Raw genomic sequence first — 11,259 nt, 5'->3', positions numbered from 1 at the left:
GCAATCACCGCGGCGGCGTCGGCGAGGTGGTGCCGGTCCGTTCGTCGCCGTAGCTCAGCCACGTCCCGATCGGGGGACGCTGCCCGATACCCGGGCGGCGGTAGTCGCACACCCCGCCGGGGAACGCTGCCCGCAGCCGTTGCCGGTCCGCGGCGGTGAAGGTGACCGGGTAGTCGCGGAAGTCCAGCGGCTTGAGCCGGCACTTCAGCACGTCGAGGGCCAGGCCCTCCCCGGCGACCATCCGGGTGTTGGCCGCCACCGGGTACTGCGCGCCGCACTGGCCGCTCGCGGGGTACGTCAGCTTCTCGGTGATCCGCGACGCGGCCGACAGGTAGCACCCGTCGCCGAGATCGCCCGGCCGGTTCGCCAGCACCTTCTGCCGGCGGCCGCGGTGCGAACGGTCGGCGTCGATCGCGGTCAGCCAGCGGTCCATCGCGTCGAGCTCGTAGGCACTGGCCGCCCCGGCTTCGGCCGCGGTGGGATGGTTCTCGATGATGACCTGGTTGCCCGCCGTGCCGTTGGCCCGCAGAAGCCGTTGCCGCATGACGTAAGACCACTCGGTGGTGTGGATGTCGTTGCCGAAGCCGGCGAAGTCGAGATCGGTCCGCTGGTCGATGATCGGCGTTTCCCGCAGGCCTTGCGACGCGGAGTTCACGAGGTCGTCGGCGTACACCGCGTCCAGGGCCTTCGGGTCGGCCGCGATCCGTTGCGGCACGGGCGTTCCGGTGTAGTCGAGGCCACCGATGGCGGCGTTGAGATCGGCGAACTGCGCGGCGGTGATCGTGCCGGCCGTCAGCGCGTTCAGGCCGTACTGCACGCCCGTGGTGTCCAGCGGGCTGCGCACGAACCCGGTCTTCGGGTCCCGCCCGAGCTGGTTGACCAGCTGCTCGTTGGAGTTGCACTTGACCCCGCGCGGGTTGGTGACCGGGTCCCACCGCGCCGCGACCGGGATGGCCGCGTTGCAGCTGCCGGTCGCGGTGGCGCGGCTGGCGAAGGTCTTGTCCCAGGAGACGCAGGTGTCGTAGCTGCCGAAGCCCGCCACAGCCTGCTTCTGCGCCGCCGTGAACGACGCGCCCGGCCCGGCGAAGTACCGCTCCAGCAAGCGGCAGTCCGACACCGGGCCGCCGGTGCTCAGCGGGTCCGGGAACGAGACGCCGGGGATGATGCCGTCGACGATGCCGGGGTAGTTCTCCGCGATGTCGTACTGCTGGATCGCGCCGCCCGAGCCACCCCAGCCGATGGTGTGCGCGACCGGGCCGTAGGTCTCGACGAAGTGTTCCTTGACCATCATCGCCGCCTCGGCCGAGATGATCGGGCTGCAGTTGGTGTCGAGCACGTTCAGGGTCGACGACGCGACCGCGTAGCCCCGGGCCAGGAACAGGTCGTTGACGACCCCGCCGGTCGAGCTGCCCTGGTGGTAGCCCGCGTTGCAGCCGCCGCCGAAGGTGTAGACCAGCTTCCCGTTCCAGCCGCCTTCCGGCGCGACCGGCGACGGCGCGCCGTCGTAGAGCGCCGCCATCTCGTAGACGGCACGATCGATCGTGCCGCGTTCGACGCGGACCACGTACGGCACCGCGTGCCCGCCGACCGTCGCCGTCGCGAGGTCCGCGGGCCGGGCCGCCGGGTCCGCCAGCGGCGCGAACGCCCCGGCGGTCGTCCGGTACTGGTAGCTCACCTGGGTCGGCGCGCCGCAGAACGGCTGCGACGCGGCGGGCAGGCCGAACGCCGTGGTCTCGCAGTAGAACGGGAGCTGCTGCGCGCCGGAGAAGACGGGCCCGGTGATCGGGTGGTTGGTGACGCGCAGGTGCGCCCACTGACCCGGGCCCGTCCGGGCGCTCAGGTCGTTGGCGCCGTCGCGCAGGCCGGTGACCAGGCCGAGCAGGCTGCCGTCCGGCTGGGCGTGGAAACTCGAGGTGACGTCGTGGCCGTTGGCGCTGACGGTGACCCGCTTTTCCGCCGGGACGATCCTGACCAGGACCTGTCCCCCGCTGACGAGCGCGGGCCGCGGGTTCGACACGGTCTCGATCGTCAGCTGCCGCCCGGGCGGAAACCCGGGAGCGGCCACCGCGGTCGCGGTCCCCAGCAGGAGCACGGGCGCGGTCAGGGCCGCGACCAGGGTGGACGAGCGCACAGCACGGTTGGCCACCAGACACTCCGGTCGTTCGTGGCGTCGCGTCGGTGCGACACCGGGCTGCTGCCGGTATAGCACCTGCGGCCCACCCGGAACAACGGCCGGATGCGGTGCTGAAGGCGTTCGAGACGGGGAACTACGCGATTTCATTCCCGGGACCGGAGTGTGCGGGGATCGAGCGCCGCACGCAGGCGGAGACGCGGACCGCGACCGGCCAAGCCGCGCCGGACCGTGCGGACCGCGGCCCACGCCTCGGAACCCGCATGCGCGCCCGGAACATCGCCGGACCACAGGACCTGATCCACGGTGCCGCCCAGTGCGTGCAAGCCGTCCACTATGGACGGATTGCCGAGCCGCCGGGCGGCCGACGCCAGGTCACGCGCCGTCATCCCTGCCGTCCACGGAACACTGTGGTCGCGGAGGCGGTCGCGGGCCTCGAGCCAGGCACCGAGCACCGCGCCGGACCCCGCCCTGCGCCGTCGGCGCCACGAACGCAGGAGCTTGGCCAGCGGCACCCCCACGAGCCAAGCCGGCAGGAACGCGGCCGGCCCGGCGAGTACCCAGAGCACCGGGAACGACCGGTCGCCGGTGTCCCCACCACCCGCGTCGCCGGGACCCTTGACCGGTGCGACCGGGGCGTCGCGCTGCTGCGCCGCCGGCGGCAGCTGGGCCCGGGCCTGGGCGGTGACCTCGGAAAGACCGGCCGGGCCACCGGCACCGCCGAGGCGGGTCGTGCCGGTCGGATCCAGCGGCACCCAGCCGGCCCCGGCGACCGCCACCTCGGGCCAGGCCAGGACATCGCCGTTGCGGACGGTGTAGCCGCCGCCCGCGGCCGGCCCGGCCGGGCTGCGGAAGCCGACGACCAGGCGGGCCGGGATGCCGACGATCCGCGCCAGTGCGACGTACGCGGCCGCGAACTGCTCGCTCGTCCCGCGGCGCGTCTCGATCAGGAACTTGCGCAGCTGCGGCCAGCCGTGGCCGCTCGGCAGGCCGGGGCCCGCCGCGGTGTGGTAGCCCTCGCGGAAGAACCGTTCCAAGGTGAGCGCCGCCTGGAAACCGGGGTGCAAGCCGCCGGCCGCGGCCCGCGCCATCGCCTCGACGTCCGCGGGCGGCTCGCCGATCGCGCCGAGCCCGCCCGGGGCCCGCTGGTCGATGGCGGCGGCCGCGAGGTCGGCGACCGGGACCTGCGGTTCCCACCAGCTCAGCCGGTACTCGCCGGCCGGGCGTGGCAGCCACAGCGAGCCCTGCGACTCCTCGACCAGCGGATCGGCGCCGCTGACCGCGGCCGGCCAGGTCTGGCTCGGCAGCCACGGCCCGTCGAGGTCGCCGAGCCGGATCGTCGCCGTCCGTTCCCGGGACGGCACGGTCACCAACGGGCTCCGCGGCAACTCCGCGCCGAGCCGCCGGTAGTGGCCGCCCGGCGTCCAGTTGACTCCGTCGAAGGTGTCGAGCACGACCAGCGGCCACCGGTCGGGCCGCGCGTCGCCGCGGACGGAGAACAGCGGCACGTCGGGGTGCTGCAGCCGGTCGGCGATGTCGTCCAACGGCCCGGTCACGCGCCCGCTCACCTGCGCCGGCTGGTCCTGCTTCAGCGAAAACGCCGGCCCCGGCGCGGGAAGCAGCATCCCGGCCGCGGCCGCCGCGGCCAGCCCGACGATCACCACCGGCACCCCCGACGCGAACGCCGGCGCTCTCCGGCGGGCCCGGCCCGCCGGCTTCTCCGCGCCCGGACGGCTCAGGACCAGCAACGCGCCCACGACCGCCGCGTACCCGAGCCCGGCGGCGACGGCCGCGAGTCCGGACAGCGCAACGTAAAGCTGGCTCACGACGACCACCGCGAAACTCGGGATCAGCGCCACCATCGGCTTCCGGACGCGCAGCACCAGTTCGGTTCCGAGCACCCCGGCCGCCACGGCCAGCAACGGGACGAACAGCAGCTGGTCCGGCGACGGCCGCGCCGGCCAGGTCGATTGCAGGGTCAGCCGCCAGGATCCGGTGACCCCGGACGCCAGCGCGGACACCGTTTCGCCGGTGGGCAGCCCGGCCGCGGTCGTCGGAAAGAGCACGGTCTCGACGACCGCGAGCAGCCCGGCCAGGAGGAGCAGCAGCGGGCGCCACGCGGTGAGCGCCTCGGTGCGCGCACACAGCCGGGCGACCCCGAACAGCACCGCGGCGGGGACCAGGAGCGGTGCGAGCAACGCCGTCACCCCGAACACCGGCACGAAGAACAGGCCCGCGACGACGGTGGCGAGCAGCACGCACAGCGCGGCGGACCGGCCGGGCATCACACCACCTCGTTCCACCGGCGCACGGCGTCCGCGGCGCTGCCGGCGCCGAGCACCCGCGCGCCGGGAACCACCGGCGGGACGCCGCCGGAACCCAGGTCCAGGACGAAAACCGACGAATACCGCGCGCGCAGCCCGGCGAGGCCACCGAGCGCGCCGGGGCCGCCCGATCCCGACGTCACGACCGTCAGGCAGCCACCCCGGTGCCGGACGGCGGACAGCACACCCGGCACGAGCGCCTGCTCGGCGCCGGTGTCCTGGCGTACCTGGCACAGCTCGTCGAGCAGCTGCCGGACCGCGAGCGGGCCGCCGGAAGTCGCGAGGTCGGCACCGCCCGAGGTGACCAGCCGGCTGTGGTGCCCGGCCGTGGCGGACGCGGCGAGCAGTGACGCCGCGAGATCGACGGCTTCCTCGAAGACGGCCGGTGGCAACGCATCGCCCCGGGTGTCGAGCAGCAGGGTGAAGCGCGGCTGCTCCGGGTCGGCGTAGTCGCGGACCATCATCCGGCCGGTCCGCGCGGTCGCTTTCCAGTGCAGGTGCCGGACTTCGTCGCCGGGCTGGTACTCGCGGACGTCGCGGAGGTCCAGCGAGCCCCGCAGCGAGTCGTCGGTGGTGGCGCCGTCGTGGTGGTGCCGGGGGAAGCCGCCGGTCCGGGCGCGCGCCGGGTACGTGCGCGGATACACCCACAGCGTCGCGATTTCGCCCGCCGGGTGCCGGTTGCGGGCGAGACCGAAGGGATCCGCGCGCAGCAGCGTCAGCGGCCCGACGGCCAGCAGTCCTCGGGTCCCGGTCGGAAGCTCGTACTGGTACGTCGCTTCCGCCCCCTCGGCCAGCGCGCGCACCTGGACCGACCGGGTACTCCCGCCGGCGTGGTCCCACGCGGCGAAGCCCGGCTGGGGCCGGCCGGCGAGATTGCGGACCCGCAGCTTCGCCAGGGCCGGCCGGCCTCGCTCGACGCGGTCCGGGTAGACGACCCGGGAGACCGCCACCCGCATCCCGCGGGCGGTGACGGCGACGGCGGCGAGCAGGGCGCCGAGCCCGATCGCGCCGAGCACGCGGAACAGCGGGTAGCCCGCCCACTCCGCCGCCGCGACGAGCAGCACGGACACCCCGAGGACGGCGGCCCCGCGCGCGGTCGGCCGCATGGTCAGCGGCCCGCGTGGTGCATCGCCGGTGCCGGTGTCCCGGCCAGGACGTCGGCCACGACGTCGGCGGCGCCGAGCCGGCCGAGCTCGGCCTCGGTGGTGAGCACCAGCCGGTGCGCGAAGACCGGCACGGCCACGTCCTTGAGGTCGTCCGGCGTGACGAACCCCCGGCCTTCGGTGGCGGCCATGGCCTGGGCGGCACGCACCAGCGCGATGCTCCCGCGCGGGCTCACCCCGAACCGCACCGCGGCGTGTTCGCGGGTCGCCGCGGCGAGCCGTGCCGCGTACTCGACGACCGCCCGGTCGAGGTGGGAAGCCCGGACCTCGGCGATCGCGTCGAGCAGCATCGGAACGTCGACCACCGCCGGGAGGTCGTCGGGGGACACGCCCGCGCAGTCGCTCATGATCACCATGACCTCGGCGTCGAGGTCCGGGTACCCGACGGACAGGCGCATCAGGAACCGGTCGAGCTGGGCCTCGGGCAGCCGGTAGGTGCCCTCCATCTCGATCGGGTTCTGGGTGGCGATGACGAGGAAGGGCCGCGGCACGTCGTGGGAAACGGCGTCGGCGGTGACCCGCCGCTCGGACATCACCTCCAGCAGCGCGGACTGCGTTTTGGGCGTGCCACGGTTGATTTCGTCGGCCACGACGACGTTCGAGAACACCCCGCCGGGGTGGAAGGCGAACCGCTCGTCCTTCTGGTGGTAGACGGTCACGCCGGTGATGTCGCCGGGAAGCAGGTCCGGCGTGAACTGGATCCGGCTCCAGCTGCCGCCGATGCTGCGCGCCAGGCACCGCGCGAGGGTGGTCTTGCCGAGGCCCGGCACGTCCTCGATCAGCAGGTGCCCTTCGGCGAACAGCGCGGCGACGGCGAGCCGGACCACCTCCGGCTTGCCGCGGATCACCCCCTGGATGTTCCGTGCGATCAGCGCGTAGGCCTCGCCGGCCCTCGACTCACCCATGGTGTCTCCCCACCTCGTCGAACCTGCCCTCTTTTTCCGAGGTACGGATCCGGCCGACCGTAGCGCCGGCTTCCGGGGACCGGTCCCGGGTTCGTCGACCGCTTCTCCCTTCCTGCGGCAGTGCGAATCTCAGTGCTTGCGGTCGTGGATTTCCTCGGCGAGCGAACTGCCCATCAGGCCGCCGAAGATGCCCGCCGCGACGCCGGCGGCCAGGCCGAGCGGCGAGGTGGCGAGCGCGCCGGCGACGATGCCGAACACCAGCGAGCCCGACACGCCACCGATTCCCGTCACCGCGCCGAGGCCGAGCGGCGCCCTCGGCTCGAGCGGCGGCAGGTAGTACGTCTCGGAGATCTCCTCGCCGCGGTCCCGCTCCTCGACCGGCGCCTTCTGCCCGAGCCACACCTGCTCCGGGATCACGATGTAGTAAGCGTCGTCGAGCGCCGGCTCCTCGGCCAATGCCGTGCTCACGACGTCACCACGCCGTCGCGGAGACGGTGCCGTTGGTCGCCGTCGCGGTCGAGGACGCGGACACGCCGCCGGACGTGACGGACGCGGTCTTCGAGACCACCTTGCCGTGCTCGCCGGCAGTCCGCTTCCCGTGCTCGGTCTTCCGCACGGGCGCGTCGTCGCACGGTCCCTTCTTGGTCTTGAGGCCGTCGCGGATCTTCTTGAGATCCGCCTTCGTCTTGCCGAGCGTGTCCTTGGCCTGGTGGAGCGCCCTGCCCGCCTCGTCGAAGGTCTTTTCCGCGTCCCGGACGGCCTGGTGCGCGACGCCGACCGCCTTGACGGCTTCGTCGAGTCCTTGATCGGTCGTCGCGGCGGGGGCCGGCCGGCCCTCCGGCGTCTTGACCGCCGGCGCGGAGGCCTGGGCCGCGGCCCGCACGATGTACCGGGTGGTCGACGCGTCGACCGTCTTCTGCGCCGCCGAAGAGCGGGGCCGCGACGGCGATTTGGCGTGTTTCGCGGCCGGCTGCGCCGGCAGGATCGGCCGCGCCGCCGCGACGGCCGGGCGGTGCGCCGCCGCGGGCACCACGTGCCGCGGCGGCTCCGGCTGCTTCGGCCCGTCGACCGTGTGCTGCGGCGTGGCGATCTTCGCCGGCGGAGCGGCGACGACGGGAGGAGCCTGCTGCGGAACCGCGGCCGCCTGAGGTGCGGCCGGGACCGGCTTCACGTCGTGGTTTTCCTGGCCGTCTTCGGCGAGGGCGCTCGCCGTCGATGCCCCGATCGCCGCGGTGGCGAGACCCGCCACCCCGTAAACGGCCGCCCGCTTCAGATTCCGCTTCATTCCCTCACCTCGCTGATCATCGGCGACCGGTCGCCGCCACGCCGCAACAATCCCCGGAGGCGGTCCACCACGAATACATCGGCGATACATTCGCGGCCGAATCCCCGCGCGATCCGCCGTTGTGGCGCGCCGATGGCCACAACCTGCCACGCAGGGCGCGCCGCGGGCCGGGGCATTCCTAGAATGGGAGTGCACGCCCGCACGAAGCCGGGCATCGGCACGAGCGCGAGGGCGACCAGGACCATGGCGGACACGGAACACGGCGAACTGGTGCCGCTCGGCGAGGGCCCGGTCGCGCGAGTGCTGGCCGGGGTGCACGGCACGACCGGCGAGGCGTTCGCGCTCAAGGTGTACCCGGGCAAACTGGATCGCCGGACCCGCACCGAACTCGACAAGGAATTGAGCGCGCTCGCCGAATTGCGCGAGCTGGATACCGCGCTGATCCCGGACGAGGTCGGGGAACTCGCCGACGGCCGCTTCGGGATCCGGATGGAGCTGTGCGCGCAGTCGCTGCCGGAACTGGTCGCCGCCTTCGGGCCGCTGTCGATCACCGACACGCTGGCGCTCGGCGAAGCCCTCGCCACCACCCTCGCCCAGGCGCACCAAGCCGGGCTCGTCCACGGCGGTGTCACGCCGGGCAACGTGCTCTTCCGGGCGTCCGGCGCCCCGGTGCTGGCCGACTTCGGCTCGACCCTGCGCCAGGCCTTCCCCCGCGACCTCGAAAGCGGCGTCGAATACCTCGCGCCCGAGACCCTGCGCGACGGGACGATCGACGAGCGCACCGACCTGTGCGGCCTCGGCGCCGTCCTGTACCTCGCGCTGTCCGGGCAGCCTCCGCACCAGGGCCGCCCCGGCGAGCCCGCGGACGCGGTGACGCTGCGCGTCCTCGGCGGCGACGTTCCCCCGCTGGACCGGCCGGATCTGCCCGGCGGCCTCGCTCATCTGGTGTCGGCGCTGCTCGCGGTCGACCCGGACGCGCGGCCGATCGACGCCGCCCTCGTCGTCACCCGGCTCGGCGCGATGATCGGCCCCGCCGTCCCCGGGAACCACCCCGCACCAACACCTTCCGCAGCCGTGCTCCCCCGGCCGCGACCGCTCGGCGAACTGGTGGCCGAGTACGGCCCCACGACCGGCACGCCTCGCCGGCGCCGCACCGCGCTGACGGTCGCGGCCGCCGCGGGCGCGGCCGCGCTCGCCGTCGTCGCGGTGGTCGTCTTCACGAACCGGCCGGAGGAACTGAGCGTGCCCCCGGCCCCCACGACCGGCCGGCCGGCCCCGTCGCCGTCGGCCGCGCGGATCGAGTTCGCGACGCCCGCCGACCACGACACCTATGTGGACCTCAGCTGGCGCGGCAGCACGCCGGAGCTCGTCTACGCCGTCGTCGTCGCCCCGGAGGGCAAGCCGAACCACACCGAATACGTGCAGCGCGAGACGAGTCACCGCGTGGACGTGGAGCCGGCCCTGAAGTACTGCTTCGTCATCCAGGGCACCGACGGCTCGGCGACCGTCCAAAGTGCACCGCAGGGGATCCGCGACGCCCACTGCACGCAGTAGGCGGTTCGGGGCTCAGCCGGGCGGCCAGGTGTACTTGGCGGACGAGACGCCGTTGTCCGAGGTGACCCAAGCCTGCTTGCCGACCGCGCCGAAGTCGAACGCCTCGAAGGTGACCGCACCGTTCGCGTCGGTGGTGTACGAGCGGCCCTCGTTCGAGTAGGTGCACCCGCAGTGCGGCGTGAAGTGGAACTCGGTGTTGGGCGCGAACCCGCGCACGACGACGTGCATCTTGGCGCAGTCCGGCGCCGAACACTCTTCCGGGGCCGGCTCGTAGGTCCCGGTCTTCCCCCGGGTCACCGTGATCGTCGGTTTCGGGATCGCCGGGCCGGTCACCTTCGCCGTGGCCGGCGTCCCGCGCCCGGCACTGTTCTCCGCGACCACGGTGACCGTGTAGGTGATGCCCGCGCGCAGCCCGGGAATCACCGCGGACCGCGCGGAGCCCGCCAGATCCGCGGACCCCGCTCCGGCGCCGGACGACGGAGTCCACGTCACGTGGTACGCCGTGACCTCGGCCCGGTTGTCGGCCGCCGCGCCCCAGCTGAGCTGCGCATCACCGCCCTGCAGCCGCGCGGTGAGCCGGGCCGGGATGCCCGGCGGGCTCGGCGGGAGGGGCTTCTGCTGCTGGGTCACCGGCGGGTCGGCCTTCCGCACCGGCGGAGGCTGCTGCTTCGGACCGTCCGCCCGCACGTCGGGCTTGGCCTTCGGCGGTTGCTGAGCCGGTGGCTGCTGGGTCGGCGGCGGCGGTGGTGACGTCGGTGGCGCCGAGGTGGCGGGAGCCTTGTCGGCGACGACCGGCACCTGGCTGACCTGGCCGTCGGGGTCGACGACCAGGACGTGCTTGCCCTCCCCGCCGTCCACGTAGACGCGCTTGTCGTCGCCGCGCACCAGTTGCGGGGTGCCCGATTCCGGCGGGATCGCCGTGGCCTGCCGTGGCTTGCCGTCCGCACCGTAGGTGAGCACCTGGTGGCGGGTCAGATCGAGGAGCACGACCGAGGACGCACTCGCCGCCGGGTTCGAATAGACGCCGTCGGGCAGGCCGACCGTGATCGGCTGCGCGGGCGCGCGCCCGGCACCGGGCACGCCGGCGTCGAGCAGGTACAGCTGCCGCTTTTCCGGCTCCAGCACGGCGATCCGGCCGTCGGCGTCGGCGGGAGCGATCTGCGCCGCCGGGGAAAGGTCGGTCCCGATCGCCACCGGTTCGCCCGGCGCGTCCCCCGACACCTGCCGGATCGTGTCGGTCGTCGTGTCGACGAACACCGCGCGGTCGCCGGCGACGCTCAGCCCGCCGGTGTGCCCCGCGCCGAGGTCGCCCCGGCAGGCCACCGTGTCCGCGTCCTTCGCCAGCCGGCACAGCGCGCCGGAGTCGAGGCGGTTCAGCCAGAGCGTGCCGTCGGGGGTGGCCACCGGGGCACCGAGCGGACCGCCCGCGGGCAGCGTGGTGAAGCCGCTGCCGAGCCGGACCACCCGGCCCGCTTCCCGGTACACCAGGTACGGGCCGCCGGAGGCTTCCACGAGCGCCGGCCGTTCGCCGGACGGCGGGGTCAGCGTCCGGTCGACCGCCAGGTCCGACTTGCCGAATTCGACGATGGCGGACTTGCCGATCACGTACCCGCTCGTCGGGCCCTGCACCACCTGGCTGCCCGGTTCGAGGCCGGCCACGGGCACCTGGGCGTCCACGCTCTTGGCCGAACCGTTGACGAACAGCACCAGGTTGAGGGCCGGGCTGGCGATCCAGTGCCCGGCCTGCGCGAGTTCCAGCCCCGGCAACGGCGAAGCGCCCCCGGACACGGCCACTCCGGTCAGCACCGCGCAGACGCTGACGAGCGCGGTCAGCGGAAGCCGTCGGAGTCCCCTCTTACCCACCCGCCGATCGTAGAAAATCCTGGTACACGAACCG

General features: G+C 73.9%; 9 protein-coding genes. 1 reads left to right on the top strand and 8 read right to left on the bottom strand.

Translation table 11 applies throughout. The annotated features are described in order from the left end of the window. Positions 1-4 precede the first annotated feature (4 nt). The 7 genes from C2L58_RS42015 to C2L58_RS41985 form a co-directional block, all read right to left on the bottom strand. Positions 5-2,146: a DUF6351 family protein gene (locus C2L58_RS42015; protein ID WP_103343184.1), complete on the bottom strand. Its 2,142-nt coding sequence runs from the start codon at positions 2,144-2,146 to the stop codon at positions 5-7. 131 nt (positions 2,147-2,277) lie between these two features. Continuing rightward, positions 2,278-4,416 carry a transglutaminase family protein gene (locus C2L58_RS42010; protein ID WP_103343183.1) on the bottom strand — a complete coding sequence of 713 codons (2,139 nt, stop codon included), beginning with the start codon at positions 4,414-4,416 and terminating at the stop codon, positions 2,278-2,280. Continuing rightward, positions 4,416-5,561: a DUF58 domain-containing protein gene (locus tag C2L58_RS42005; protein ID WP_103343182.1), complete on the bottom strand. Its 1,146-nt coding sequence runs from the start codon at positions 5,559-5,561 to the stop codon at positions 4,416-4,418. Before C2L58_RS42005 ends, C2L58_RS42010 begins: the two co-directional genes overlap by 1 nt. A 2-nt stretch (positions 5,562-5,563) precedes the next feature. Next, on the bottom strand, positions 5,564-6,523 hold the full coding sequence (locus C2L58_RS42000; RefSeq protein WP_103343181.1) for an AAA family ATPase: 960 nt from the start codon (positions 6,521-6,523) through the stop codon (positions 5,564-5,566). Between the two features lie 129 nt (positions 6,524-6,652). Next, positions 6,653-6,991 carry a hypothetical protein gene (locus C2L58_RS41995; protein WP_146073790.1) on the bottom strand — a complete coding sequence of 113 codons (339 nt, stop codon included), beginning with the start codon at positions 6,989-6,991 and terminating at the stop codon, positions 6,653-6,655. Positions 6,992-6,995: 4 nt separating this feature from the next. Beyond that, on the bottom strand, positions 6,996-7,808 hold the full coding sequence (locus tag C2L58_RS41990; protein WP_103343179.1) for a hypothetical protein: 813 nt from the start codon (positions 7,806-7,808) through the stop codon (positions 6,996-6,998). Further along, the gene (locus tag C2L58_RS41985) at positions 7,805-8,053 is read right to left on the bottom strand and encodes a hypothetical protein (RefSeq protein WP_146073789.1); all 249 of its coding nucleotides are present in this window, start codon (positions 8,051-8,053) and stop codon (positions 7,805-7,807) included. The genes C2L58_RS41990 and C2L58_RS41985 overlap by 4 nt, the downstream gene beginning before the upstream one ends. On the opposite strand from C2L58_RS41985, the gene C2L58_RS41980 reads away from it, so the two are divergent. Next, entirely contained in the window at positions 8,052-9,362 is a 1,311-nt protein-coding gene (locus C2L58_RS41980; protein ID WP_103343177.1) for a serine/threonine protein kinase, read from the top strand. The genes C2L58_RS41985 and C2L58_RS41980 overlap by 2 nt on opposite strands. 12 nt (positions 9,363-9,374) lie before the next feature. Here C2L58_RS41980 and C2L58_RS41975 read toward each other — a convergent pair whose 3' ends face one another. Next, a complete protein-coding gene (locus C2L58_RS41975; protein ID WP_233226229.1) occupies positions 9,375-11,225 on the bottom strand; it encodes a fibronectin type III domain-containing protein in 1,851 nt (616 codons plus the stop codon). Between the last annotated feature and the right edge of the window lie 34 nt (positions 11,226-11,259).

The sequence above is a fragment of the Amycolatopsis sp. CA-126428 genome (assembly GCF_002904335.1).
GTDB lineage: Bacteria > Actinomycetota > Actinomycetes > Mycobacteriales > Pseudonocardiaceae > Amycolatopsis.
This window is presented reverse-complemented; position numbering and strand designations above follow the sequence as displayed.

Coding starts and splice junctions, on each gene's coding strand:
- C2L58_RS42010 (WP_103343183.1), bottom strand. CDS start 4,416: ATGCCCGGCCGGTCCGCCGCGCTGTGCGTGCTGCTCGCCACCGTCGTC.
- C2L58_RS42005 (WP_103343182.1), bottom strand. CDS start 5,561: ATGCGGCCGACCGCGCGCGGGGCCGCCGTCCTCGGGGTGTCCGTGCTG.
- C2L58_RS42000 (WP_103343181.1), bottom strand. CDS start 6,523: ATGGGTGAGTCGAGGGCCGGCGAGGCCTACGCGCTGATCGCACGGAAC.
- C2L58_RS41990 (WP_103343179.1), bottom strand. CDS start 7,808: ATGAAGCGGAATCTGAAGCGGGCGGCCGTTTACGGGGTGGCGGGTCTC.
- C2L58_RS41980 (WP_103343177.1), top strand. CDS start 8,052: ATGGCGGACACGGAACACGGCGAACTGGTGCCGCTCGGCGAGGGCCCG.
- C2L58_RS41985 (WP_146073789.1), bottom strand. CDS start 8,053: ATGGTCCTGGTCGCCCTCGCGCTCGTGCCGATGCCCGGCTTCGTGCGG.